This window comes from Pseudomonas sp. LBUM1671 (assembly GCF_059695685.1).
Window position 1 is genome coordinate 1,846,930 of the sequence record NZ_CP166782.1, and the last position, 24,666, is coordinate 1,871,595.

22 protein-coding genes and 4 tRNA genes are annotated in these 24,666 nt (G+C 59.5%); 16 read left to right on the plus strand and 10 right to left on the minus strand.

Annotation, left to right across the window (positions count from 1 at the left end):
- Positions 1–74: 74 nt before the first annotated feature.
- From ACA060_RS08375 to ACA060_RS08385, 3 genes are all read right to left on the minus strand, one after another.
- Complete coding sequence (locus tag ACA060_RS08375; protein WP_109628670.1) at positions 75–1,346, minus strand: OmpP1/FadL family transporter; 1,272 nt, start codon at positions 1,344–1,346, stop codon at positions 75–77.
- A gap of 146 nt (positions 1,347–1,492) precedes the next feature.
- Positions 1,493–1,975 (minus strand): hypothetical protein, encoded by a 483-nt coding sequence (locus tag ACA060_RS08380; protein WP_109628671.1) that lies wholly within the window; start codon positions 1,973–1,975, stop codon positions 1,493–1,495.
- Positions 1,976–2,252: 277 nt separating this feature from the next.
- Positions 2,253–2,477, minus strand: coding sequence for a hypothetical protein (locus ACA060_RS08385; RefSeq protein ID WP_008031832.1), 225 nt, complete (start codon positions 2,475–2,477; stop codon positions 2,253–2,255).
- A 941-nt stretch (positions 2,478–3,418) separates the two neighbouring features.
- Here ACA060_RS08385 and ACA060_RS08390 point away from each other — a divergent pair.
- Positions 3,419–3,742, plus strand: coding sequence for an SEL1-like repeat protein (locus ACA060_RS08390; protein WP_109628672.1), 324 nt, complete (start codon positions 3,419–3,421; stop codon positions 3,740–3,742).
- A gap of 175 nt (positions 3,743–3,917) precedes the next feature.
- Positions 3,918–5,282: a DNA recombination protein RmuC gene (locus ACA060_RS08395; RefSeq protein WP_178082342.1), complete on the plus strand. Its 1,365-nt coding sequence runs from the start codon at positions 3,918–3,920 to the stop codon at positions 5,280–5,282.
- Between the two features lie 140 nt (positions 5,283–5,422).
- Here ACA060_RS08395 and ACA060_RS08400 read toward each other — a convergent pair whose 3' ends face one another.
- Together ACA060_RS08400 and ACA060_RS08405 are read right to left on the minus strand one after the other, a co-directional pair.
- Positions 5,423–8,893, minus strand: coding sequence for a hybrid sensor histidine kinase/response regulator (locus ACA060_RS08400; RefSeq protein ID WP_497316568.1), 3,471 nt, complete (start codon positions 8,891–8,893; stop codon positions 5,423–5,425).
- Between the two features lie 232 nt (positions 8,894–9,125).
- Positions 9,126–9,665: a TetR/AcrR family transcriptional regulator gene (locus ACA060_RS08405; protein ID WP_497316570.1), complete on the minus strand. Its 540-nt coding sequence runs from the start codon at positions 9,663–9,665 to the stop codon at positions 9,126–9,128.
- Between the two features lie 91 nt (positions 9,666–9,756).
- On the opposite strand from ACA060_RS08405, the gene ACA060_RS08410 reads away from it, so the two are divergent.
- From ACA060_RS08410 to ACA060_RS08425, 4 genes are all read left to right on the plus strand, one after another.
- Positions 9,757–10,950 (plus strand): MFS transporter, encoded by a 1,194-nt coding sequence (locus ACA060_RS08410; RefSeq protein ID WP_497316572.1) that lies wholly within the window; start codon positions 9,757–9,759, stop codon positions 10,948–10,950.
- A gap of 42 nt (positions 10,951–10,992) precedes the next feature.
- Positions 10,993–11,304, plus strand: coding sequence for a cupin domain-containing protein (locus tag ACA060_RS08415; RefSeq protein WP_497316574.1), 312 nt, complete (start codon positions 10,993–10,995; stop codon positions 11,302–11,304).
- A 105-nt stretch (positions 11,305–11,409) separates the two neighbouring features.
- Positions 11,410–12,555, plus strand: coding sequence for a TDT family transporter (locus tag ACA060_RS08420; RefSeq protein WP_497316576.1), 1,146 nt, complete (start codon positions 11,410–11,412; stop codon positions 12,553–12,555).
- Positions 12,556–12,653: 98 nt separating this feature from the next.
- A complete protein-coding gene (locus tag ACA060_RS08425) occupies positions 12,654–14,528 on the plus strand; it encodes an MFS transporter (RefSeq protein WP_497316578.1) in 1,875 nt (624 codons plus the stop codon).
- Positions 14,529–14,650: 122 nt separating this feature from the next.
- Here ACA060_RS08425 and sugE read toward each other — a convergent pair whose 3' ends face one another.
- The 3 genes from sugE to rdgC all read right to left on the minus strand — a co-directional run bounded on the left by sugE (position 14,651) and on the right by rdgC (position 17,115).
- A complete protein-coding gene (gene sugE, locus ACA060_RS08430) occupies positions 14,651–14,965 on the minus strand; it encodes a quaternary ammonium compound efflux SMR transporter SugE (RefSeq protein ID WP_010456757.1) in 315 nt (104 codons plus the stop codon).
- A gap of 119 nt (positions 14,966–15,084) precedes the next feature.
- Complete coding sequence (locus tag ACA060_RS08435) at positions 15,085–16,050, minus strand: bile acid:sodium symporter family protein (RefSeq protein WP_497316580.1); 966 nt, start codon at positions 16,048–16,050, stop codon at positions 15,085–15,087.
- A gap of 144 nt (positions 16,051–16,194) precedes the next feature.
- Positions 16,195–17,115, minus strand: a complete 921-nt coding sequence (gene rdgC, locus ACA060_RS08440) for a recombination-associated protein RdgC (protein WP_109628681.1) — start codon at positions 17,113–17,115, stop codon at positions 16,195–16,197.
- A 160-nt stretch (positions 17,116–17,275) separates the two neighbouring features.
- On the opposite strand from rdgC, the gene ACA060_RS08445 reads away from it, so the two are divergent.
- The 4 genes from ACA060_RS08445 to ACA060_RS08460 all read left to right on the plus strand — a co-directional run bounded on the left by ACA060_RS08445 (position 17,276) and on the right by ACA060_RS08460 (position 17,816).
- Positions 17,276–17,351 (plus strand) — tRNA-Val (locus ACA060_RS08445).
- Between the two features lie 18 nt (positions 17,352–17,369).
- A tRNA-Asp gene (locus tag ACA060_RS08450) sits at positions 17,370–17,446 on the plus strand.
- 198 nt (positions 17,447–17,644) lie between these two features.
- Positions 17,645–17,720 (plus strand) — tRNA-Val (locus tag ACA060_RS08455).
- Positions 17,721–17,739: 19 nt separating this feature from the next.
- Positions 17,740–17,816 (plus strand) — tRNA-Asp (locus tag ACA060_RS08460).
- An 85-nt stretch (positions 17,817–17,901) separates the two neighbouring features.
- Here ACA060_RS08460 and ACA060_RS08465 read toward each other — a convergent pair.
- Together ACA060_RS08465 and ACA060_RS08470 are read right to left on the minus strand one after the other, a co-directional pair.
- Positions 17,902–19,035, minus strand: coding sequence for a catalase family protein (locus tag ACA060_RS08465; protein ID WP_497316582.1), 1,134 nt, complete (start codon positions 19,033–19,035; stop codon positions 17,902–17,904).
- A complete protein-coding gene (locus ACA060_RS08470) occupies positions 19,032–20,843 on the minus strand; it encodes a di-heme-cytochrome C peroxidase (RefSeq protein ID WP_497316584.1) in 1,812 nt (603 codons plus the stop codon). The genes ACA060_RS08465 and ACA060_RS08470 overlap by 4 nt, the downstream gene beginning before the upstream one ends.
- A gap of 269 nt (positions 20,844–21,112) precedes the next feature.
- On the opposite strand from ACA060_RS08470, the gene bamJ reads away from it, so the two are divergent.
- The 6 genes from bamJ to ACA060_RS08500 all read left to right on the plus strand — a co-directional run bounded on the left by bamJ (position 21,113) and on the right by ACA060_RS08500 (position 24,617).
- Positions 21,113–21,826: a BamJ family beta-barrel-assembly machinery protein gene (bamJ, locus tag ACA060_RS08475; RefSeq protein WP_497316586.1), complete on the plus strand. Its 714-nt coding sequence runs from the start codon at positions 21,113–21,115 to the stop codon at positions 21,824–21,826.
- A 293-nt stretch (positions 21,827–22,119) separates the two neighbouring features.
- Positions 22,120–22,575 carry a YkvA family protein gene (locus ACA060_RS08480; RefSeq protein WP_109628688.1) on the plus strand — a complete coding sequence of 152 codons (456 nt, stop codon included), beginning with the start codon at positions 22,120–22,122 and terminating at the stop codon, positions 22,573–22,575.
- Positions 22,576–22,689: 114 nt separating this feature from the next.
- On the plus strand, positions 22,690–23,031 hold the full coding sequence (locus tag ACA060_RS08485; protein WP_109628690.1) for a helix-turn-helix domain-containing protein: 342 nt from the start codon (positions 22,690–22,692) through the stop codon (positions 23,029–23,031).
- A complete protein-coding gene (locus ACA060_RS08490) occupies positions 23,028–23,399 on the plus strand; it encodes a hypothetical protein (RefSeq protein WP_003223109.1) in 372 nt (123 codons plus the stop codon). The genes ACA060_RS08485 and ACA060_RS08490 overlap by 4 nt, the downstream gene beginning before the upstream one ends.
- Complete coding sequence (locus tag ACA060_RS08495) at positions 23,400–23,807, plus strand: SEL1-like repeat protein (protein ID WP_497316589.1); 408 nt, start codon at positions 23,400–23,402, stop codon at positions 23,805–23,807.
- Between the two features lie 486 nt (positions 23,808–24,293).
- Positions 24,294–24,617 carry a hypothetical protein gene (locus ACA060_RS08500; RefSeq protein ID WP_497316591.1) on the plus strand — a complete coding sequence of 108 codons (324 nt, stop codon included), beginning with the start codon at positions 24,294–24,296 and terminating at the stop codon, positions 24,615–24,617.
- Positions 24,618–24,666: the final 49 nt, after the last annotated feature.

Sequence of the window (24,666 nt, forward strand, 5' to 3'; positions counted from 1 at the left end):
AGCCCCGCCTCTGTACAAGAGCGCGGGGCTTTTTTTGATTCAGGTGGCGAGCGTTTCAGGCTCGCCGTGAATCATCAGAAGCGGTAGGTCGCGCCTACACCGAAACCGTTCGCATAGTTTTCATACTTGGCGTTGTAGTTCTGGCCACGGTTGTTGCTGTTGTCAACTTTGACCGACTCTTCACGCAGGTACGAGTACGCGACGTCGATGGTCAGGTCGTCAGTCGGGCTCCAGCCAGCGCCCAGGCTGAAAATCTTGCGATCGCCAGTCGGAATGCGTGGGGAACGGTCGGTGTTGTTGGTCGGCGCCTGGTCGACGGACAGACCGGTACGCAATACCCATTGCTTGTTCAACTGGTAGGACGCGCCGATGGCGTGAGCCCAGGTGTCGTGCCAGTTCTGTTCTTCGGTGATGGTGCCGAACTGGCCGTTCAGGATCGCCGGAACACCTTTGTTATCAACGGTGATTTCTTTCAGGCGGCTCCAGCGAGTCCAGGTGCTGCCTGCGTAGAGGGTCCACTTGTCGTCCAGCTGGTGAGTGACCGAGAAGTCCACCGATTCAGGCGTGGTCAGGTCCAGCGAGGCATCGTACTTCTGGCTTGGGTTCTGACCCACGGCAGCGAGGACGTTGTAGTCGACCTTGGTGTTGCCCTCGAGCTTGTACTTCACTTTCGAGTGGTAGGTCAGGCCGACGCGAGTGCTGTCGGTGGCTTGGACCAGCACGCCGATGTTGTAGCCCAGCGCAGTGTCGTCACCTTCGATCTTGACCTTGCCATCCGGCGCGGCCTGGGTGATCGACAGGTTCGATTCCAGGGTGCCGTCGACGCGGTTGATGGTCGGGCCGAAACCGATGGAGACCTTGTCGTTGAAGGCGTAGCTGACAGTTGGTTGCAGGGTCACGATCTTGACTTCGCTCTTGCTGCCGAAGTAACGGCCGGCAAAGCCTTTCTCGTAGTCGGTCACCAGGCCGAATGGAGCGTAGACGCCGAAACCGACTGCCCAGTGGTCATCGATTGGCTTGACGTAGTAGCCCATCGGCACGCCCATGAAAGGGACCATGTCACCTTTGTTGGTACCGCCATTCGGACTGGAGCTGGCGTCACTGATGTCAGTGTGCGCGTCGATGAATGCAATACCGCCGGTCACTTGTTCGCGCTTGAGGCGGGACATGCCGGCAGGGTTACCAGCAATGGTGGATGCGTCGTCGGCAGAAGAAGATCGCCCGGCAAAACCTGTTCCCATCCCGCTGATGCTTTGTTCGTTGAGGGCAAAGCCACTTGCGAAAATCTGGGTGGATGCCATGGCAACGGCGAGGCTAATGGTGGTTTTGAGCATTACTTTTTTCATTATTAGAACTCCTGGTGATCACCGGGGCGAAAATTACCAACATTTTCGTCCCAGCGCTATAGGCTGTATCGCTTGAGTTAGAGCGGTTTTGTAGGACAATCCAACCAGATTCGCGACCCGTTACAGGATCTTTGGAAACCGGTGGGTCAGCAGGCGACCTGATTCATTGGTGAAACACAGGTTTGCCAAGCGTAGGTGAAGTCGCGAAGGCGACCTTGAGGCTGAAAAGTCTGGCGCCAGATTCGGGCCATTCCCAACAAGTCATCTGCGGCGGGGAGGGGAGTATTCTGTTCTTCCACCAGCAGCCAGGCGATGGCAGTGGCGTAACGCAGGTTGACGGTCAATTCCAGGTGCGGTCCGCTGAGAAAGGCATGCTGGCTGGCCAAGCCGCGCACGAGACTTGCGCGCTCCGGGTCCAGGGCCAGGTAATGATCCCAGAGAGCCTGGTGGCGGGGTTCGGCAATTCGGTACAGGCCGTGCCCACGGCGGTCATGCAGGGCGGAACCAAGGGCTGACTGACTGGCGGCGATGCCCAGCAGCAAGGATTCGGCAGTTGCGCTATGGCGCCCTAGGTAAATCAAAGTCGGGCGGATCACATAACGGCACAGTTCGCTGGCAGCGATACCCATAAAGCCCTCGGAACATGAAGTGGTCGGCGATACCTGAAGGGAGCGTTGGCAGCTGGTGAATCGAATCAGGCTCGCCGGAAGCGGAACAAGCCGCTTGAGTTGAAGTGTAGTGTCATATTCGCGCTGTAAAGGACTGTTTTTAAAATATTTCCGGCTTCGAGTTATAACCGTTATATCGGTTAGTGCTTAGCCGCAGGCTGCCTGAGGGGAAATAACAGGCAATAAAAAGCCCCGCTTTTTGAGCAGGGCTTTTGAGGTTTTCAGTCTTTCTGGCGTATCAGGCAACCAGTGCCTGACGGGTACGCTCGATCACGGCCTGCAGCGGTTCTGCGCTGGAGTATTGATCGGGGTAGAGGCGTTCGCTGTGACGAGCGATGCCGTGTTCGTTGACCAGAGTGAAGCTGAAGCAGCCTTTGCGAGCAGCCATGATCAGGCAGTTCATTGGTGCAAAAGCGTTGGTTAGGGTGCGGATGGCATCCTGGGTGTGGATTTGAGTAGTCATTAAATGGGTGTTCCTACAAGCGACACGGATAAGAGCCGTGCAAAATTAAAACGTTCCAGTGACGACGACCACCATTGGTCGAACGAAGAACCCGACTGGAACAAAGCAGCCAGTTTGAAGCGCTGATAATTGGCGCGCTTGGGCTGGCAGGTAGGTACTTAGGAGGGCAGGCAACACATCAAGGGCAAAGGTTCTGGGCCCGGGGTGAAGATCCTGATCAATTTGCAGGCTGGTTCGGTCAGAGTAAGTGAGCTTCGCAACACCCTTTGCTTTCGATTCAAAGGCTGTGTTGGCGCAAGGTTTACCTGGAAACCATCGAGGTGGTCGATCCCGCTTGTTCGGTAGAGGCTTCCGTTGGGAAGGCTGACCGGGAGGATTTGTTCGACCAGAATTGACTTTCAGCTTGGTACTAACGCCGCGGATACTAACGGATCGAGTGGGCGAAGGGAAGCGTGAAAGCAAAATAATTGCAGAGCCCCGCAATCTCGCTCCGCATTGGGCCGATTTCCGACCACTGGTCATCTGTCCGGCACAAGCCTGGGACAAGGGTTTGCCAAGGTTATCCCCAGAAACGGTCTGCAAAACGCTCCGAAAAAGCGCATCGATATAACTGTCGCGAAGGTACTTGTGCACATAAGTTGCGCAGACTGTAACCGCACTGTCATCCGCGAATCGATCACAGTGGGTGCCTGTATTGAAAATTTAAGTCAATGAAAAACATCGCTTTTTTTTACTGGTGAAAAAATCGTCAGTTTGACTGCGAGCCCCATTCCACAGGGCTTTGCGAGAGTTCAAGGGCGGTTGTCCACTGAGTTATCCACAGCTTCTGTGGATTGTCCCGAGCGCTTGCTCTAGGACGGGCGTGCCGGGTTTTTTTAGGCTTTACCTGTAAGAAAAAAAGAGTAGAGTGGCGCGCCTTCCGATCTGCCCCACAGTGCTTTATGAAGTTTCGCTCCGTATCAGTTTCTGCGACCTCCACACCTCCCGGTGTTACCCCTCCCAAACGCTTTTCGATGCGAGTGGCGGAGTGGTTGCTCGATAGCCCGCGCCTGGGTGAAAACACCAACGTCAAACACTTCGCCGGGCGTTTGCTCAAGCAGCCTGCCCGTGAAGGTGTCGTGGCCGCGCAAAGTCGTCTTGGCCAGCTGATGTGCCGCGAATGCGGCAATGCCCGCGATCGCCGCATTGGCCAGGACCTGCTGCGCCAAGCCGCGCGAGCAGGGGATCGGCGCGCCCTACAGGAACTGGGCCTGGTCGAAGACTGAGCTGTCCAAGTTCTGACGCCTTGGTTACCCTTCAAGCTTTATCTCATCGGCAGGAGTCGCTATGGCTATGGACTTGACCAGCATTTTGCTTGGTCTGGCGGGCGCTGCATTGCCATTGCTGGTACTCGCCTGGCAGATCCAGCGCCGGGCGAGCGCGGGGCAGGCCGAGGTGGCCTTGCTGGAAGAGCGTCTGGCCATGTCGCAACTGGCGCAGGACGGTTTGAACGCTCAGCTCGAAGCCTGCCGCGATGAAATCGGTGATCTGAGCCAGGCCAACGGTGCCAAGCAAGCAGAGTTGGCCGCCATGCGCCGTGAAATCGAACTGCTGCAAATCGAGCGCGACGACGCCCGCGATGCATCTCACGCCTGGAACATCGAGCGCGCCGGCAAAGAAGCCGAGCTGCGGCGCCTGGACGCCCGGGCGGCCTCGCTCACCGCCGAACTGCGTGAGCAGCAGGACAGCCATCAACAACGCCTCAACGACCTGCAAGGCTCGCGTGACGAGCTGCGAGCTCAGTTTGCCGAGCTGGCGGGCAAGATCTTCGACGAGCGTGAACAGCGTTTCGCCGAAACCAGCCAGCAGCGCCTGGGCCAATTGCTCGATCCTTTGAAGGAACGCATCCAGTCTTTCGAAAAACGCGTTGAGGAAAGCTATCAGGCCGAAGCCCGCGAACGGTTTTCCCTGGCCAAGGAGCTGGAGCGCCTGCAGCAGCTGAACCTGCGCCTGAGCGACGAAGCCACCAACCTCACCCGCGCCTTGAAAGGGCAGAAAACCCAAGGCAACTGGGGCGAGCTGATTCTTGAACGCGTGCTCGAACACGCCGGGTTGGAGAAGGGCCGCGAGTACCAGACCCAAGTCACGCTCAAGGGCCCGGACGGTGAGCGTTTCCAGCCCGACGTGATCATTTATCTGCCGGGCGACAAGCAGGTCGTGGTCGACTCCAAGGTCAGCCTCACGGCCTATCAGCAATACGTGGCGGCCGAAGACGATGCCATCGGCCAGATCGCCATCAAGCAGCACGTCCTGTCGCTGCGCAATCACGTCAAAGGCCTGTCGGGCAAGGATTACAAGCGACTCGACGGCTTGCACAGCCTGGATTTCGTCTTGCTGTTCGTGCCGATCGAAGCGGCGTTTTCCGCTGCCTTGCAGGCTGAGCCGACACTGTTCCAGGAAGCCTTCGACCGCAACATCGTCATCGTCAGCCCGACTACGTTGCTGGCGACCCTGCGGGTCATCGACAGCCTGTGGAAGCAAGAGCGCCAGAGCCAGAACGCCCGGGAAATCGCCGAGCGTGCCGGGTGGCTGTACGACAAGTTCGTGTTGTTCATCCAGGATCTGGATGAAGTCGGCAATCGCTTGCAGCAACTGGACAAGGCCTACAGCTCTGCGCGCAACAAGCTGACAGAAGGGCGCGGCAATCTGGTCAGTCGCAGTGAGCAGTTGAAATTGCTGGGTGCGCGCGCCAGCAAGAGCTTGCCGGCTGATCTACTGGAGCGAGCGATGACCGATGTCGATGGATTGGCTGAGTTGCCTGAATAGGTCAAAAGCTTCGCGAGCAAGCCCGCTCCCACAGGTTTTTTGGCTTGCTCACTCGATGTGTGCAACAACTCCGATTCCCTGTGGGAGCGGGCTTGCTCGCGAAGGCGTCAGCACTGCCGCCAAAGAGCTCAAGCCCTCCATCACAACGGCAAATGCCGACTCAACAACGCCCGCAACGCCGCCGGTTTCACCGGTTTGGCCAGGTACTCCAGGCCCGCCGCATGCACCTGGGCCACCGTCTCGGGCCGGCCATCGGCACTGATCACCACCCCTGGCACCGGCTCTCCCAATTGAGTGCGCAACCACGCCATCAACTCGGTCCCGGTCTCGCCATGGTCCAGGTGGTAATCCACCAGCGCCAGCTGCGGACGTACACCGTCCTTCAGCAGCGCCGCGCATTCGTCGCGGTTGCGCGCGGTCCAGACCTGGCAACCCCAGCGTGTCAGCAAGCTGTTCATGCCGATCAGGATGCTGTCTTCGTTATCGATGCACAGCACCTGCGCGCCGCTCAACACATGGCCATTGAGTTCGCTGACCTTGGCCGGCGCGACAGTCTGAGCCCGCGCGAGCGGCACGCTGACACTGAACACGCTGCCACGCCCCGGCCAGGACCGTACGCGCAAGCTGTGACCCAATACGCGACACAGCCCGTCGGCAATCGCCAGTCCCAGACCCAGGCCTTTCTCGGCGCGCGTCTGGTGGCTGTCGAGGCGTTTGAACTCCTCGAAAATCACCTGCAGTTTGTCTTCCGCAATCCCCGGCCCACGGTCCCAGACCTCCAGGCACAACTCGCCCTTGCGCCGCCGGACGCCAAGCAGCACCGGCCCCTTGGCATAGCGGAACGCGTTGGTCAGGAAGTTCTGCAGAATCCGTCGCAGCAGTTTGATGTCGCTGTCGATCCGCAACGTGCTGCCCCGAACCCGGAATTTCAGCCCTTGCTCCTGAGCCAGTGCCTTGAACTCGGCACCGAGCGCATCAAACAGTTCGTTGAGCGCGAAGGGTTTGGGGTCCGGGTTGATCTTGCCGTTTTCCAGGCGGGAAATGTCCAGCAGATCGCTGATCAAGTCCTCGGCAGAACGCAGCGAACTGTCCAGGTGATGCACCAGTTTCTGCGCCTCGCTGGACAGACCGTCCTCTTGATGGGAAAGAGCGGCGGAGAACAGGCGCGCGGCATTCAGCGGCTGCATCAGGTCATGGCTGACCGCTGCCAGAAAGCGGGTTTTCGACTGGTTGGCCGATTCTGCGGTGCCCTTGGCTTCGGTCAGCGCCACGTTGAGTTGTGACAGTTCATGGGTCCGCTCGGTAACGCGTTGCTCCAGGCCTTCGTTGGCTTCGGTCAGGGCCTGTTCGGCCTCTCGGAACGCGGTGATGTCGGTGAAACTCATGACGAAACCGCCGCCGGGCATCGGGTTGCCGATCAGCTCGATCACACGCCCGTTGGGGAACAGTCGTTCAGAGGTGTGGGCGCGGCCCTGGCGCATCCAGTGCAAACGGCGAGCGACGTGCACTTCGGCCTCGCCGGGGCCGCACAGCCCGCGTTCAGCGTTGTAGCGAATGATGTCGGCAATCGGTCGGCCAAGCCTGATCAGCCCGTCCGGGTAATTGAACAGCTCCAGATAGCGCCGGTTCCAGGCCACCAGTTTCAGCGACTGGTCGACCACGCTGATGCCCTGAGTGATGTTTTCGATAGCGCCTTGCAACAGGGCGCGGTTGAACTGCAGCACCTCCGAGGCTTCGTCGGCGATGCGGACGACATCCTCCAACTGCATTTCCCGACCTTCGATGGCGGCCTTTACCACCGCGCGCGTCGAAGAAGCGCCGAGTACACCGGCCAGCAACCGTTCAGTGTGAGCAATCCATTCACCGTCAGCGTTCTGGTTCGGGTTGAAGCCTTTGCCTTGGCGGTAGGCAAAACGGATGAAGCTCTGCCGCGCCCGTTCTTCACCGACGAAGCGTGCAGCCAGTTGCAGCAAATCGTTGATCTGCACCGCCAGCATCGAGCGGGCGCTGGGGCGTGCGCTGATTTCCTGGCCGATGAAACGACCGGCCTGCCAGTGCTCCGACACCCGCGTGCGTGACAGCACGGATACCCAGGCGAACAGCGTGAAGTTGGCCGCCAGCGACAGCACCACGCCTTGGGTCAACGGGGTCAGCGGCAGGTTCAGCGGGTTGCTGTGCAACCAGGCCAGCCCTGGAAAGCTACTCAAGGACAAACCGAGGCTGTGGGCGGCGATTGGCAGAATCAGGGTGTAGAACCAGAGGAATGTCCCGGCGGCGAGGCCAGCGAAAACCCCTCGGCGGTTGGCCTGCTTCCAGTACAGCGCGCCGAGCATGGCCGGGGCCAGTTGGGTCACGGCGGCGAAGGCGATCTGGCCGATGGTCGCCAGGCTGGCGGTCGAGCCAAGCAGGCGATAACTGACATAGGCCAGCAACAGAATCACCACGATGCTGACGCGGCGCACCGAGAGCATCCACTGGCGGAACACTTCGAACGGTCGCTCAGCGTTGTTCCGCCGCAGCAGCCACGGCAGCAACATGTCGTTGGAAACCATGGTCGACAGCGCCACGCTGGCGACGATCACCATGCCGGTCGCCGCTGAGGCGCCACCGATAAAGGCCAGCATCGCCAGGGCCGGGTGGGCTTGGGCCAGCGGCAGGCTGATGACGAAAGAGTCCGGCAGTACCGAGCTGGGCAGCAGCATCTGACCAGCGAGGGCGATCGGTACGACGAACAGCGCGGCCAGCGCCAGGTAAGCCGGGAACACCCATTTGGCCAGGCGCAGATCCTGGGGATCAATATTTTCCACCACCGTCACGTGGAACTGCCGGGGCAGGCAAATGATCGCCATCATTGCCACGCCGGTCTGCACCACCATCGACGGCCAGTTGATGGTTTCCTTCCAATACTCTTCGAGGCGCGGGGCGAGCATGGCCTGGTTGAACAGGTCGTCGAAGCCGTCGTACAGGCCGTAAGTCACGAATGCCCCGACCGCGAGAAACGCAAACAGCTTGACCAGCGATTCAAAGGCAATCGCCAGCACCATGCCACGGTGGTGTTCCGTGGCGTCGAGGTTGCGGGTACCGAAGACAATGGTGAACAGCGCCAACACCAGCGACACGATCAGCGCCGTGTCCTGAGCGCGGGTGCCCATGGCGTCGGCACCGGCACCGATCAGCAGGTTCACCCCGAGCACGATGCCCTTGAGCTGCAAGGCGATGTAAGGCAGAACGCCAACCATGCAGATCAGCGCCACCACCACCGCCAGCGATTGGGATTTGCCGTAGCGGGCGGCGATGAAGTCGGCGATGGAGGTGATGTTCTCCTGTTTGCTGATCATCACCATTTTTTGCAGGACCCACGGCGCGCAGACCAGCAACAGGATCGGCCCGAGGTAGATCGGCAGGAATGACCAGAGCTGCTCGGCGGCCTGGCCGACAGCGCCAAAGAAGGTCCAGCTGGTGCAATAGACCGCCAGCGACAGGCTGTACACCCACGCGCGCACTCGCGGCGGCAACGGTGTGCTGCGACGGTCGCCGTAAAAGGCGATGGCGAACATGATGGCCATATAGGCCAGGGCGACGACGGCGATCAGCCCGCTGGACAGCGACATGGGAACTCCCGACAAAAGACACCCGGGACTCCCGCCCGGTCAGACAGTCTCGCACGATGGCCGGGGTTAGTCAGTGTCGACCAAGGTCGTGGCGTGGTGGGGTGTCGCAGGGTGTTTGTCAGTTGGATTTTTAGTGTTTGTGCTGGCCTCTTCGCGAGCAAGCCCGCTCCCACATTGGATTTGCGTCGTTCACAAATTCCCTGTGGGAGCGGGCTTGCCCGCGAAGACGGCCTCACTGACTCAACGCAATCTCGATCAACTGATGCAATTCCCCAACCTCCAACGGTGCCGCCGAAAACAGGATGCGAAACACCGTCGGTGCCGCCACCAAATTGATCAATCGATCGACACTCGGCTTCGGCTGATCCGGGTAACGATCCAGAATCGCCTGCAACTGCCCGCCAATGATCGTCGCGCAGTAAACCGGTGTGATGCTGCATTGCACGTCGCGCAGCATGTTCCGGCCGGGCTCGGAACTCATCTCGTCCAGATACTGCTCCGCCCAGGCCCGCACATCACCGCGCAAGCTGCCGGTGACGGCCGGTTCGCTGTCCGGGCGCAGGCGGGCGAGGGCGACGTCGGCCAGCAACACCGACAAATCGCCCCAACGCCGATAGATCGTCGACGGCGTCACCCCCGCGCGCGCAGCGATTTGCGGGACGGTCACGGTGGCGCGATCCTGCTCTTCAAGCAGATCGCGGACAGCCGAATGAATCGACTCTTGCACCCGGGCGCTTCGACCGCCGGGGCGTAAACCTTCTTTAATAGCCATACGGCGGACCTTAACACAAAGAATTTGCTTTAAGCGCTGGCCAGTAGCACACTCCGCAAACGCAATAAATTAGCTTTTGCGGAGTGTGCGCATGTCCAGCTCGATATCAAACCGTTCCAGCCTGTGGTTTCTGGCGATTACTTTACTGAGTTTTCTTGCCGCTTCCACTGCGCCAACGCCGCTGTACCACTTGTATCAGGAACACCTGCAATTCTCGGCAGCGACCCTGACCCTGATCTTCGGCGTCTACGCCATCAGCCTGCTCGCGGCGTTGCTCACCGTCGGTTCGCTGTCGGATTACCTGGGGCGAAAACCGGTGATTTTCACCGCTGTGGTGCTGAACATGCTGGCTATGCTGCTGTTTATCAATGCCGACAGCGTCGCCTGGTTGATCAGCGCCCGAGTGCTTCAAGGCTTTGCTACTGGAATGGCCACGGCTGTATTAGGTGCCGCGCTGCTCGACACTGATCGCCAGCAAGGTCCGCTGGTCAATAGCGTCGCGCCGCTGCTCGGCATGGCGGTGGGTGCCATGGGCTGCGGCTTGTTGGCCGAGTTTGCGCCGTTGCCGCTGCAATTGACCTTTTGGGTGTTGCTCGGACTGTTCGGGTTGCAAGCGCTGTACGTCTGGCGTCTGCCGGAAAGCGTCAGCCCACAAGCGGGGGCATTGGCTTCGCTGTTTCCGACCCTGCATGTGCCGGTCCAGGCTCGGCGTGGGTTGTGGCTGGTGCTGCCGCTGAACACCGCCGCGTGGGCGCTCGGCGGCTTCTTTGCCTCCCTCGCGCCGTCCCTTGTACGGACGGCCACCGGATCGACCTCGAATCTGATTGGCGGCGCGACAGTGGCTGCGCTGACCGTCACCGGCGCATTGATGATCTACACCTTGCGCAGTCGCCCGGCTGACAAAGTCTTGCGGATCGGCGCAAGCATTCTGCCCGTGGGTGTAGCGCTGATTTTACTGGCGGTCCACAGCGCCAGCCTGCTGCTGTTTTTCATCGGAACGCTGGTGGCCGGATGCGGTTTCGGGGCCAGTTTCTTGGGTTCGTTGCGCAGTGTCGTGCCGCTGGCCTTGCCTCACGAGCGGGCCGGGTTGATGTCGGCGTTTTATGTGCTCAGTTATCTGGCGTTCTGTCTGCCGTCGTTGCTGGCGGGGAACCTGACGCGAGCCTTTGGTCTGGTGGCGACGACCGATGGTTATGGCGCGGTGCTGATTATCCTGTCGGTCAGTGCTCTGCTCGCGTTGATGCGTCAGCAGCCGGTCAAAGTCTGTGGCGCCGATGTTCGATGACCGCTAGCCTTGGCACCGCCACTCATTTCGACGGACCACCCGATGAAGATCATTCGCAGCAAATCCTTCACCGCTGACCGTGCCTGGGGCGCCCTGGATATCGCCAACATGAACGGCATCACCACCCGTTTGCACTGGACCGACCAACCGTATAAATGGCACGTCAACGATGGGCAGGAAGTGTTCGTCGTGCTGGATGGGCAAGTGCGGATGCACTACCGCGAAGAGGGCGTCGAAAAGGAAACACTGCTGGACGTGGGCGATATTTTCTATGCGTCGGTCGGCACCGAGCACGTCGCTCATCCACAAGGTGCGGCGAGGATCCTGGTGATCGAAACGGAAGGCAGCGTCTGACGCTATATCTGCTAAACAGATAACAGTTAGAGATATTACCCGTTATATAGATATTCGATTCGGATCTACCATGAATTCCACCTCACAAGAGGAGAGGAATTCATCATGACATGCCACAACACCACCGGTTTCAAGCCACTCAGCCATTTGCCACACCCGCTTGAGGCTATTCGCCAATTCACGCCCAACTGGTTCGCCGCGACCATGGGCACAGGCGTGCTGGCATTGGCGCTGGCGCAATTGCCCGTCGCCATACCCGGCCTGCACGCGGTGGCCGAAGGCCTCTGGCTGCTCAACATCTGCCTCTTTGCATTGTTCACCGCCGCCTACGCAGCACGCTGGGTGCTGTTCTTCGATGAGGCTCGGCGGATTTTCGGCCATTCCACGGTCTCGATGTTTTTCGGCACCATTCCCATGGGGTTGGCGACCATCATCAACGGCTTCCTGGTGTTCGGCTTGCCGCGCTGGGGCGACGGAGTGATTCATGTCGCCGAAGTGCTGTGGTGGCTGGATGTGGCCATGTCTCTGGCCTGCGGCGTATTGATTCCGTACATGATGTTCACCCGTCAGGAACACAGCATCGACCAGATGACAGCGGTCTGGCTGTTGCCAGTGGTCGCGGCGGAAGTGGCTGCCGCCAGTGGAGGTCTGTTGGCACCGCACCTCGCCGATGCCCATTCGCAACTGGTGGTGCTGACGACCAGCTACGTGCTGTGGGCCTTTTCCCTGCCGGTGGCGTTCAGCATTCTGACGATTTTGTTACTGCGCATGGCGCTGCATAAATTGCCTCACGAAAACATGGCCGCCTCCAGCTGGCTGGCGCTGGGGCCGATCGGCACCGGGGCCTTGGGCATGTTGCTGCTGGGCGCCGACGCGCCGGCCATCTTTGCGGCCAACGGTCTGCCGGGCATCGGTGAAATTGCTGAAGGGCTGGGCCTGGTGGCCGGGATCACGCTGTGGGGCTTCGGCTTCTGGTGGATGCTGATGGCTGTGCTGATCACCGTGCGTTACCTGCGCGACGGTATCCCGTTCAACCTGGGCTGGTGGGGTTTCACCTTCCCTTTGGGCGTCTATTCTCTGACGACGTTGAAACTGGGCAGCACCTTGAACCTGGCGTTTTTCAGTGTCTTTGGCTGCGTGCTGGTGGCGATGCTGGCGGTGATGTGGCTGATCGTCTCCAAACGCACGGTGCAAGGCGCGTGGCGCGGCGAGTTGTTTGTCTCGCCGTGCATTGCAGGATTAAAGAAATAAGCGGCAAAGATTAGGTAATGTGTGGCCTGAATCGACGTTCGACATTCCAATAACAGTCGCCAAGCCACTCTCTACCCAACATCAGGGACACATGGAAGATGAGCCACCCCTCGCAGTTCACCTTGCTTCGCACCCGGCGCTTCCTGCCATTCTTTATTACGCAGTCCCTCGGGGCGTTCAACGACAACATCTTCAAGCAGTCGTTGATCCTCGCCATTCTGTACAAGCTGTCCATCGAGGGTGACCGTTCGATCTGGGTCAACCTGTGCGCGCTGCTGTTTATTCTGCCGTTCTTCCTGTTCTCGGCGCTGGCCGGCCAGTTCGGCGAAAAGTTCGCCAAGGACGCGCTGATCCGTCTGATCAAGCTCGGGGAAATCGCCATCATGGCGGTCGGCGCGGTCGGATTCCTGTTCGATCACCTGTCGCTGATGCTGGTGGCGCTGTTCGCCATGGGCACCCACTCGGCGCTGTTCGGGCCAGTAAAATATTCGATCCTGCCCCAGGCCCTGCGAGAAGAAGAGCTGGTGGGCGGCAACGGGCTGGTGGAAATGGGCACGTTCCTGGCGATCCTCGCCGGCACCATCGGCGCCGGGATCATGATGTCCTCCAGTCATTACGCACCCATCGTTTCCACCGCGATCATCGGTATCGCGGTGCTCGGCTACCTGGCCAGTCGCAGCATTCCCCGAGCGGCCGCTTCATCACCCCAAATGCGCCTGAACTGGAACATCTTCAGCCAGTCCTGGGCCACCTTGAAACTGGGCCTGGGGCAAACGCCTGCGGTGTCGCGTTCCATCGTCGGCAACTCGTGGTTCTGGTTTGTCGGGGCGATTTATCTGACGCAGATCCCGGCCTATGCCAAGGAATGGATGCACGGCGACGAGACCGTGGTGACGCTGATTCTGACGGTGTTCTCGGTGGGTATTGCCCTCGGTTCGATGCTTTGCGAAAAACTCTCCGGACGCAAAGTCGAGATCGGCCTGGTGCCGTTCGGTTCCTTTGGGCTGACGGTGTTTGGCTTGCTGCTGTGGTGGCATTCGGGCGGTATTCCAGACAGCGTTGATGGCCATGGCTGGATCGAAATCCTTGGTTTCGGCCACACCTGGCTGGTGCTGTTCGACATTCTGGGGCTGGGGATATTCGGCGGTTTCTACATTGTGCCGCTGTATGCGCTGATTCAGTCGCGCACCCCCGAGAACGAGCGGGCGCGGGTGATTGCCGCCAACAACATTCTCAACGCACTGTTCATGGTGGTGTCGGCGATTGTCTCGATCGTTTTGTTGAGCATGGTCGAGCTGTCGATCCCGCAGCTGTTCCTGGTGGTGTCGCTGCTGAACATCGGCGTCAACGCCTACATCTTCAGCATCGTTCCTGAATTCACCATGCGCTTCATGATCTGGCTGCTCAGCCATTCCATGTACCGCGTGGAGCATCGCAACCTCGATCTGATCCCGGATGAAGGCGCGGCGTTGCTGGTCTGCAACCACGTGTCCTTCGTTGATGCGCTGCTGATTGGCGGCGCGGTGCGTCGGCCGATTCGCTTTGTCATGTACTACAAGATCTACAACCTGCCGGTGCTGAACTTCATCTTCCGCACGGCGGGGACGATTCCGATTGCGGGGCGCCAGGAAGACATTCAAATCTACGAAAAAGCCTTCACACGTATTGCTCAGTATTTGAAGGACGGCGAGCTGGTGTGCATCTTCCCGGAAGGCAAGTTGACCGCTGACGGGGAGATGAGTGAGTTCAAGGGCGGGCTGGTGCGCATTCTCGAAGAGACGCCGGTGCCGGTGATTCCGCTGGCGTTGCAGGGGTTGTGGGGGAGTTTTTTCAGCCGCGATCCGGGCAAGGGATTGTTTCGTCGGTTGTGGTCGCGGGTGACATTGGTGGCTGGCCCGGCGGTGGCGGTTGAGGCGGCGGAGCCAGCGAAGTTGCAGGCGATGGTTGGGGATTTGCGTGGGACCGTTAGATAGTTGGCGAGTGTGGTGGCCTCATCGCGGGCAGCCCGCTCCCACAGGTTTTTTGGCGTGCCACAGATGGCAGGCATAAAACTGAACCCTGTGGGAGCGGGCTTGCCCGCGATAGCGGTAGTGGCTTAGGCGCTAACCTTGAGGCCAATCAACCCGGCAATAATCAACGCAACGCTGGCCAGCCGGAACAGCGCCATCGACTCGCCAAACAAAATAATCCCGGCGATGACCGTGCCCACGGCACCCACACCGGTCCAGATCGCATAGGCCGTGCCCAGCGGCAATTCCTTCATGGCAAGGCCCAGCAAACCAAGGCTGATCGCCATGGCGGCAACGGTCAATGCGGTCGGGAGAGGGCGGCTGAAACCGTCGGTGTACTTCAGGCCAACGGCCCAGCCGACTTCGAACAGACCGGCGAAAAACAGAATGATCCAGGACATGAAAGACCTCCATCGATTGACGGGGTCGTCCCCAGATTAATGACTCGATCGAGCCGCGAGGTCGTCCTCGCGTTGCGCCATAGAGTGCCCATCATTAATCCGGGGATCAAGTTTGCGGATCACTCGGCAGCTTGTTGTGCCGCGGTTTCGCGGTCTTGTTTCTCGCTCATGCGGCGGAAATACGTCGAAAGCAACGCCCCGGAAATGTTGTGCCAGACGCTGAATAGCGCGCTAGGCACCGCCGCCAGTGGCGAGAAGTGCGCACTGGCCAACGCGGCGCCCAGACCGGAGTTCTGCATGCCGACTTCCAGCGCCAGGGATTTGCGCTGGGCCAGTGGCAAGTTGAACAGGCGCCCGGTGAAGTAACCCAGCAAATAACCGAAGCTGTTGTGCAGCATGACCACGGCCATGATCAGCAGGCCAGACTCGGCGATCTTCGCCTGGCTGGCGGCCACCACGGCGGTGACGATGATCACGATGCTCACCACCGAAATCAGCGGCAACACTTCCACCGCATGGCGCACCCGATCACCCAGCAGGCGTTGGGCAACCACACCGAGCACGATCGGTAGCAGCACGACTTGCAGGATCGACCAGAACAGCTCCATGAAGGACACCGGCAGCCACGCCGAAGCCAGCAGCCAGATCAGCGCCGGCGTCAGCAACGGAGCGAGGAGGGTGGTGACAGCGGCGATGGCCACCGACAGCGCCAGGTCACCGCGCGCCAGCCAGGTCATTACGTTCGACGAGGTGCCGCTTGGGCAGCAGCCGACGAGAATCACGCCGACGGCGATTTCCGGCGGCAGGTGAAACGCCTGGCAGAGCAACCACGCCACGCCGGGCATGATCACGAAATGTGCAACCACGCCCAATGCCACGCGCCATGGATGGCGAGCGACTTCGGCGAAGTCTTCGAGTTTGAGGGTCAGGCCCATGCCGAACATCACCAGGCCCAACAGCGGCACGATCGCGCCTTTCAGGTCGATGAACCACGCCGGCTGCAAGAACGCCACGACGGCGAAAATCAGAACCCAGTAAGCGAAGGTGTTGCCGACAAAACGACTCAATGCAGCAAGGGCGCGCATGGCCTGATCCTTTTTATTAAGTAACACCACAAAACCAATGTGGGAGCGGGCTTGCTCGCGAAGAGGCCGGTACATTCAACATTTATGTTGCCTGTAAGACCGCCTTCGCGAGCAAGCCCGCTCCCACATTTAGACCACGTCGGTTTAGATCCCCTGCGGAAGCTCTTCGCCGCCCAACGCTTCAACCAGTGCCGGCAGGAAGTCGCCGAAGGTCAGCATCATCAGGGTGAAGCTGGCGTCCAGCTGGCCGAGGGCTTCTTCGCCACCGTCCTGTTCCGCCTGGTCTTGCAGCAGGTCTTCGAACTTCAGGCGCTTGACCACCATCTTGTCGTCGAGGACGAAAGACAGCTTGTCTTGCCAGGCCAGCGACAATTGAGTGACCACTTTGCCGGTGCTCAAGTGCAGCTGGATTTCTTCGCTCGTCAGGTCCTGGCGCTTGCAGCGCACGATGCCACCGTCTTCGTGGGTGTCGCGCAGTTCGCACTCGTCCAGCACAAAGAAGTCGTCCGCGGCTTTCTGGGTGGTGACCCACTCAGTCATGGTCGCGGTCGGCGACATTTTAACGGTCAGTGGACGTACTGGCAGTGTGCCGATCACTTCACGCAAAGTGGACAGCAGGTCTTCGGCACGTTTCGGGCTGGCCGAGTTGACCAGGATCAGGCCCTGTTTCGGTGCGATGGCGGCGAAGGTCGACGAACGACGGATAAAGGCACGCGGCAGGAACGCCTGGATGATTTCATCCTTGATCTGGTCGCGTTCCTTTTTGTAGACCTTGCGCATTTGTTCGGCTTCGATCTCTTCGACCTTTTCCTTCACGGCGTCACGCACGACGCTGCCCGGCAAGATGCGTTCTTCTTTACGGGCGGAGATCAGCAGGAAGTCGCCGCTGACGTGCACCAGGGGTGCATCTTCGCCTTTGCCGAACGGCGCGACGAAACCGTAGGTGGTCAACTCCTGGCTTGCACATGGACGCGCCAGTTTGGTGGCCAGTGCAGTTTCCAACGCCTCGGCATCAAAAGGCAGATCTTGGGTCAGGCGATAGATAAGCAGGTTTTTGAACCACATGGGGCGAGTCTCTCCTTTATACAAAGGGGGGCATTATTCTCTTAGCGAAGCCATAGGCCAACCCTTCTCTAAGCCTTTGGAAGGGCTGCAAAAATTATTTAAAAAAGTGCTTGCCAGAGGTGGGGTCGCTCCGTAGAATGCGCGCCACACCGAAAGTGAAGGGTGATTAGCTCAGCTGGGAGAGCGTCTGCCTTACAAGCAGAATGTCGGCGGTTCGATCCCGTCATCACCCACCATTCGCTTTAGTGTTACGCGCAGCGGTAGTTCAGTCGGTTAGAATACCGGCCTGTCACGCCGGGGGTCGCGGGTTCGAGTCCCGTCCGCTGCGCCATATTCGGTAACCTGGAATGCTGAACGCCAGGTCACCACGGAAAAGCCCGCTAACGCGGGTTTTTTTCTGCCCAAAGTTTGTACGTTGTTCCTGCAGGTCGTGTCGTTTCACCGGATTTCAGATTTTTTGAAAAATTATTCAATTAAATCAACACTTTACGAAAATCTGTGGCACAATGCGCCCCGCAACGAAGGTAAAGGGTGATTAGCTCAGCTGGGAGAGCGTCTGCCTTACAAGCAGAATGTCGGCGGTTCGATCCCGTCATCACCCACCACTTACTTTCAACGCTACGCGCAGCGGTAGTTCAGTCGGTTAGAATACCGGCCTGTCACGCCGGGGGTCGCGGGTTCGAGTCCCGTCCGCTGCGCCATATTCGGTAACCTGGAGCGCTGAACGCCAGGTCACCACACAGAAAGCCCGCTTTATGCGGGCTTTTTGCTGTCCGGGATTTGGCTTTATTGCTCGGCGTTGCGGCTGTGGCGGTAATCGCTGACCGCTTCGTACACCGCTTTGCGCAAGCGGTTGATGCCACCAATCGGCCGATGAGCCTCAAGCCCGAACCACGGATTGAACGACTGGTTGTCGCATTGCAGGTTCAGCGCCGGCGTATCGAAGTCCTGAGCGGGCAGTTTGATCCGGGCCACGGTTTCGAACGTCGCATCCTTTTCCTTCCACTCGATACTTGTGTCCTCGATCGGCATGTACTTGCCCGGATCCTGGCGCTGGATCTGCAAGACGAAGCACGCCGGCACCCGATCCGTCGACAATTGCTGATTCAGCGCATTACGCAAAAAATTCGGCAGCTTCTGGTTCTGCACCGGCAGGGTGTAGGCCGGGCAATTGTCGGGATCCGGCGTCACCCGAAACTTCGCGTTGGCGTCACCAAACTTGTAGGGCGAAACTGAAAAGTATGTCGTCTGCGTCGGACTTTCCGGGGCAGGGGAGAGCGTCGCCAGGGCAATGAACAGATGACGAACCTGCCACGTGCGCGGATCCCAGCCGGGGAAAAACGCCATCAGCTTCTTGCCATCGGCCTGGGCGGCCACATTCTGACGGTATTCGGCGACATCGCTGACGAAGAAGTTCGGGTGGCTGAACATCACAAAGTCTTGTTCACCACGGCTTTTTTGATCGGCGAGCAGTTGTTTGCCGGGCACATCGAGCAACTTGATCGCCATGCCCCGGGCATCGCGGATACTGTCGAACTGTGGATAAGCATTGCCATTGGACAGCCGCACCGTCGCGTTCCAGGTTTTGCCGGGTTCGCTGAACACGCCCTGACGCAGCTCATCCGCCAGATCCGGCAGCACTTGGACTTCGGCCTTCACGCAACCGTGCGCCTTGGCATGCGCATCGCGCAGGTAGCGGGTGTTTTCACGGTGCTGATCGACGATGCGCACGGCCGTCTGGATGATGTCCTGAGTCATCGCCGCTTCGCCGTTCGGGATCAGTTCTTCAGCCGAGACCGGTCCCCGGTGCTGCCAGGCAAACCACGCCGTGGCCAGTGCCCAGCCGAGTAACCCCAGGCCCAGCAACCACAACAGGGTTTTGCCGAGGAAGACGCCAAACCACCTCCAGAGTCTGCTCATGGCAATTGTGCCTCCAACGGGCCGCCCAACACTTTTAGATATTCCAGCAGCGCCCAGCGCTCCTCCGGTTGCAGCAGGCGACCGATCACGCCGTTGCCGCGCTTGCCAGCCCGGAATTCGTGGCCACTGTTGTGATTGCCGGTGATCCACGTGTCGAACTTGAAGCCATTGGTGAACGCTTCGGTGCGATAGCCCAGGTGCCTGGGGTCGTACTCGAACGTGCCTTTGTAGAAGGTCGTTGCGCGTTCATCCTGGGGCGAGAGCAGTTGATAGATGCTTGGTACCGAACCGTTGTGCAGAAACGGCGCCGTCGCCCAGACCCCGGCCAATGGTCGGGCTTTGTAGTCGCGCAATTCACGCACGCCAATCGGCAGGCCGAAGCCATCCATGTCCGGGCGCTCGGCCTCGGGAATTTTCGCCTCGCGGTAAGCGCGGTTTCCTACGAACGCGGTGACGTAGGCCAGGCCTTTGGCTGACGAGAGCTTGCTCATGTCCAACGGCTCGGTGGGCGGCGGCTGCAACTGCACATCCAGTTTCGCCAGCTCTGCCGGGTCCCATTGCAAGGCGCTTAGGTCGAAGCGATGGTCGGCGATGTTGTTGGCGGCGCCCGGGTCTGTGCCGATGTAGTCCACCGGCAGCATTTTCAGGTGTTGCACCCAGCGCCCGTTGGTCTGGACCGATCGAGGCACATGGCAACCGGCGCAGTTTTCACTGAACAATTCGCGCCCTTTGGCGGCCAAGGGCTTATCGACAGCGCCGAGCACGTCTTCCGGCCAGGCAGGTGGTTTGAGCCGTTGCAGGGTTTGTTCGATCTGGTGCAGGTCGCGCAAGCGGACACTCGACGGGTAGCGCGCGTCACCTTTCAGCGGTTGGCCGTTGGCGTCGAAGAAGCTCAGGGTTGCGCCGACGCCCAGCGCCTCGCCGATGTTGCGGGCCATCGGTTGCTGCGCCGAACCGTTCCATTGCACCCAGTCAAAGGTCCACATGTCCCACAGTTGCGGGTAGTCCACCGGTGCGTTGGCCACGCGGTAGTTATCGGTGGAAATCGCGTCGCCGAAGCTGGCATTGGCAATTCGCCCGAAGGCATCGGTGCGGCCGGGGCCTTCCTCGGTCGGGTAGAGCCCGCGATGGGTATCGTTCCACGCCACTTTTACAAAGGTATCAAGCGAGGTTTTGAAGTCTTTTCGTAGTTGTTCGCGGCGGGCGTCGTAGTCCTCGCCAAGCACGTTGCGTGCGAAGCGTTCGAATTTCCACGGGTTGTAGTACGTCGAGGCCAGACTGGCGACAAGCGCTTGTCCGAAACTGCCACCGCGCAATGTAGGAACGCTGGAAGGCAGGACATGCTGCGCCGAACCTCCGTCGATGCGTACGGCCTGGCCGTTGAAACGCAATTCACCGGTGTGGCAGGCAGCGCAGGTGATATCGAGGAACTCGTCCTGACTGTCGGGGTTTTGATGGCGGGCAAACCCCACGGGCAAGTTGCCAGGGTTGTTGTTCGGCGTTTCCTTCTGGTCGCGGTCGATCAGAAAACCAAAGCGCGCGAGATACTCGGGGGCGGCGAATCGTTGTTCCGAGAAGGGCAGTTCGAGTTCCTTGAACCAGTCATAGCGCAAGCCCTTGACCTGAGTGCCTTGGGGGGTGAAGTAGTAAGTCTGGCGGTCGGCGGCGCTCCACTGCTCCAGGTAATGCACCTGTTGCGCGGGTGACCAGGTCGGCAGTTTCGGGTTGGCGACGTAGTACAGCACCACGGCCAGGCCCAGTCCCAACAGCACAGCAAGCAACACCAGCAGGCGGAATAAGAGGCGCAAGATAAACATCCTTGTCGATTTGTAGCTCTCTTATGCCTCAGTGCCTGAGGTGCGGCAAGTGGCCATTACGCCAGATGCTGTGGGATCCGGTATCCATCCCTGTGGGCCCAAGATGACAGAAGCTTCATCCTTCCAATCCCGAAATGCGTTAAAACCCCTGAACTTATCAGAAGTTTCCTGCTCTCATGCCGGTAGCCATTGGTCGTGGCCGCCTGATAAGCTCGCGGCTTTACTCGATTGCCCTTTAGGCGCATGAACAAGGAAATAGCATGAAACAGCATCGGTTGGCGGCGGCGGTGGCCCTGGTTAGCCTGGTACTTGCGGGTTGTGATTCGCAGACCAGCGTAGAGCTGAAAACCCCGGCGCAAAAAGCTTCCTACGGAATTGGCCTGAACATGGGCAAGAGCCTGGCTCAGGAAGGCATGGATGACCTGGACTCCAAAGCCGTAGCCCAAGGCATTGAAGATGCCGTCGGCAAGAAAGAACAGAAGCTGAAGGATGACGAGCTGGTTGAAGCCTTCGCAGCACTGCAGAAGCGTGCTGAAGAGCGTATGGCCAAAATGAGCGAAGAGTCGGCAGCCGCCGGCAAGAAATTCCTCGAAGACAACGCCAAGAAAGCGGGTGTCACCACCACTGCTTCGGGCCTGCAATACGAAGTGGTCAAGAAAGCGGATGGCGCACAGCCTAAGCCGACCGACGTAGTGACTGTTCACTACACCGGCAAGCTGACGGACGGCACTACCTTCGACAGCTCCGTCGACCGTGGCAGCCCGATCGATCTGCCGGTCAGCGGCGTGATTCCGGGCTGGGTCGAAGGCCTGCAACTGATGCACGTTGGCGAGAAGTACAAACTGTACATCCCTAGCGAGCTGGCCTACGGGGCCCAAAGCCCAAGCCCGGCGATTCCAGCCAACTCGGTGCTGGTTTTCGACCTGGAACTGCTGGCGATCAAGGATCCAGCAAAAGCAGACGCCGCTCAGTAATCAGCGTCGGCTTTAAAAACAACGCCTCGCTTTTTGCGGGGCGTTGTTGCATCTGGCGTTCGGCAAGGGTAAACAAAGCGAACGGACGCTGTACGTTGCAGTCATAGCCATTGAGGACGCCGTGCTAGCCGCGCCGGCGCGCCAAGTCAATGAAATCTTGGGTTTTTTTATGTGAGTAAAAAACGCCCGATCTGAGTTGAGCCCTTATGAAACGGGGCTTTCAGCCGTGAAATATAGCTCTGTTCACAAGGTTATCCACAATTTGTGTGGATAACATTTCAGCGGGAGGAATGATGAAAGCACCCTGGAATTTTGCTCGTTTCCTGCCACTAGCCGGACGCCTGCTTGCCCGTGGACGCTTGCCGACCCTGCTGTTCGCCGTCGCCAGCAAAGGTGCCAGCCAGGGCAACCGCCTGGGCAAGCTCAAGGACGATTTGCGCCTGTTACAGGCCCTGTGCCTGGCCTACTGGCGTGGCGAGTACCGCGCCATCAGCCCGAAGGCAATAATCTCGGTGGTGGCCGGCCTGATGTACTTCCTCAGCCCGGTGGATGCGATTCCGGACTTCATCCCGATGTTCGGCATGCTCGATGACATCGCCGTGCTGGCCTGGTTGATGAAAGTCCTCGACGACGAACTCAATGCCTTCCGTGCCTGGCGCAAACGCCAGGTGCCGGAGAAGCTTGCGGTGGTCGAACGTCTTCCCGATACCCCTGAGCAACTTCAGCTTCAGGGCCCGAAAAAAACCTGATTCGATTGAGGATCGTCCTTATATTCATACCCCCCGCGACCGTGGCCGCTGTTAGGATTACACTTCTAGGGAAAAGTGCCGACTCGCTAAGTGTCGTTGTCCTACGGGGAAGTCATGGATATTCAGATAATCACACGCGAAGGCGAGCCCGAATACGCGGTTTTGCCGTGGGCTCAGTACCAGGCTCTACTGAAAGCAGCAGGCATCAACCAACAACCGGCGCCCGACACGCCGGTGCGTCACGCAGCATCACCCGACCCGATTCTTCCGGGTCTGGATCAACTACGCAGTTTGCGCGAAGGGAAGGGCATCGCCATTGAGGCGCTGGCCCGCACGGTAGGCATCAGCCCGTCTTATCTGGCCCTGATCGAAAGTGGCGAGCGTCAACCCGACGCTGCGATTCGCCGCAGTCTGGCCTGGGAGCTGACGGTGCCAGGGTGGAGGGATGAATCGTGAGCGTACGCATCAGTCGTCAACATTGGGACGGGTTGCTCGGTGAGCTGGATCAGGCTCGTCGGCAGCGCCATCTGCTGACTTATCGAGCCTTGCTGGAACGTTTGCAATTGCCCACGCCGGCCATGCAAACCCTCACCGCCGCGCTTGAGCACCTGGCCGCGCTGGACGCCAAGGCCGAGCAGCCGCTGCGCAGCTCCCTGGTGATCAGCCAAGGCGCCAGCCGCCTGCCACGCACCGGTTTCTTCGAATGCGTCGAACGTCTGGGGCGTTTCTCCGGTCCGTCCGACGGCGTTGCTGCCGCCTCGTGGCACGCCTCGGAAGTGGTGCGCGTGTTCGAATACGAGTACCCGGAATCGGCGGAGGCCTGAGTGTTTCTGAAACTCAAGGCGCGGGCCGGTTACTGGCTGGCCCGCCGGTTGTTTCACTGGTCGTGGTTCGTGCGTCAGCCGCGCGGCTGGAGCTGGCTCGAAGGCCAGTTCGCCCGCATGGCCAACTTGGGTGACGTCGGCGCGCAGAGCTTCTACGGCCACATCCTGACCTTTCGCGGCGTCGGCCTTGGGGCGCGTGAGGAGGGTGTGCGATTGCTGCGCCTGGCGGCGTTGGCGGGGGATGGCAAAGCGGCGTATCAGGTGGGCGTGATCAGTTTGGCGGGATCGCCGAGCAAGGCGCCGGATCCGGATGAAGCGGCTCGCTGGTGGGGCATGGCCGCGAAGGCCGGGCATCCGTTGGCTGAGATGAAACTGAAAGAGTTGGCGTCTCGTGATGCTTCCAAGTAGCCCCATCGTTTTCTGAAATACATAACGTGGCGTGAGGGAAACCTCTCGCCACGTTTGCGTTTCTGACTGTTCGTTAATGAGTGGCGGCGTATTAGAGAATTGCCCTACACCAACATCGTCCGTTGCTGACTTCTTTCCTGATTGATCCCCCGCAAAGTGCTGCGCGTTTAATACTGTGTAAATTCAAAGGAGATTTCCTTCGAGTTGTGGCGGCTTTCATGAACTGGTGCGCGACGTGTCTCATCGATAGTCTTCTGGCTGTCACTGCAAGTTCAGTGACAGGGTGTGGAAGCCCTTCTATCGTTAGGCGCGTCAAGCGCCACCAGTTCGGCGTTTTTTCGTTTGAGTTTTATGGTGGCTGTGCGCGGGGCGCTTTCGAGTGCGCCGAGTGCCTAACGTCTCGGTCTTCCACACCCGCGTTCAGCCGCCACCTATCGCGTGGAAGTGATTTCTGGCGGCTCCAATCCATACGTTAGGAAGTAGACAATGAAAACGCTTACGCCAGATCCGCCTTACATCCCTCTAACGCCTCATCCCGACAACCGCTTCATGGCGCTCACCAGCAACTGCAGCGACATGCCCACCTTGTTCGTCGATACCCACGCGCCACTGGATATTTTGACCGACGCCGCCCGCTACCGAATCCGAGCCGTCACCCAAGTGCTGGAAAACCTGTCCATGCGCGGTTCGATTGAGTGCGATTCCATGATTCTCAGCGACTTCGCGTTGCTCTGCGCCATTCCGTTGCGCGATGGCTGTGATGTGCTGGATGTGGTTGGGCGGCGGTTGGGGGCGCGGTCGTCGGAGTAGCGTCCAGCGCTGATTTGTGGCGCGGGAGCAAGCTCCCTCGCCACAAAAG

Coding starts and splice junctions, on each gene's coding strand:
- ACA060_RS08375 (WP_109628670.1), bottom strand. CDS start 1,346: ATGAAAAAAGTAATGCTCAAAACCACCATTAGCCTCGCCGTTGCCATG.
- ACA060_RS08380 (WP_109628671.1), bottom strand. CDS start 1,975: ATGGGTATCGCTGCCAGCGAACTGTGCCGTTATGTGATCCGCCCGACT.
- ACA060_RS08385 (WP_008031832.1), bottom strand. CDS start 2,477: ATGACTACTCAAATCCACACCCAGGATGCCATCCGCACCCTAACCAAC.
- ACA060_RS08390 (WP_109628672.1), top strand. CDS start 3,419: ATGAAGTTTCGCTCCGTATCAGTTTCTGCGACCTCCACACCTCCCGGT.
- ACA060_RS08400 (WP_497316568.1), bottom strand. CDS start 8,893: ATGTCGCTGTCCAGCGGGCTGATCGCCGTCGTCGCCCTGGCCTATATG.
- ACA060_RS08405 (WP_497316570.1), bottom strand. CDS start 9,665: ATGGCTATTAAAGAAGGTTTACGCCCCGGCGGTCGAAGCGCCCGGGTG.
- ACA060_RS08410 (WP_497316572.1), top strand. CDS start 9,757: ATGTCCAGCTCGATATCAAACCGTTCCAGCCTGTGGTTTCTGGCGATT.
- ACA060_RS08415 (WP_497316574.1), top strand. CDS start 10,993: ATGAAGATCATTCGCAGCAAATCCTTCACCGCTGACCGTGCCTGGGGC.
- ACA060_RS08420 (WP_497316576.1), top strand. CDS start 11,410: ATGACATGCCACAACACCACCGGTTTCAAGCCACTCAGCCATTTGCCA.
- ACA060_RS08425 (WP_497316578.1), top strand. CDS start 12,654: ATGAGCCACCCCTCGCAGTTCACCTTGCTTCGCACCCGGCGCTTCCTG.
- sugE (WP_010456757.1), bottom strand. CDS start 14,965: ATGTCCTGGATCATTCTGTTTTTCGCCGGTCTGTTCGAAGTCGGCTGG.
- ACA060_RS08435 (WP_497316580.1), bottom strand. CDS start 16,050: ATGCGCGCCCTTGCTGCATTGAGTCGTTTTGTCGGCAACACCTTCGCT.
- rdgC (WP_109628681.1), bottom strand. CDS start 17,115: ATGTGGTTCAAAAACCTGCTTATCTATCGCCTGACCCAAGATCTGCCT.
- ACA060_RS08465 (WP_497316582.1), bottom strand. CDS start 19,035: ATGAGCAGACTCTGGAGGTGGTTTGGCGTCTTCCTCGGCAAAACCCTG.
- bamJ (WP_497316586.1), top strand. CDS start 21,113: ATGAAACAGCATCGGTTGGCGGCGGCGGTGGCCCTGGTTAGCCTGGTA.
- ACA060_RS08480 (WP_109628688.1), top strand. CDS start 22,120: ATGAAAGCACCCTGGAATTTTGCTCGTTTCCTGCCACTAGCCGGACGC.
- ACA060_RS08485 (WP_109628690.1), top strand. CDS start 22,690: ATGGATATTCAGATAATCACACGCGAAGGCGAGCCCGAATACGCGGTT.
- ACA060_RS08500 (WP_497316591.1), top strand. CDS start 24,294: ATGAAAACGCTTACGCCAGATCCGCCTTACATCCCTCTAACGCCTCAT.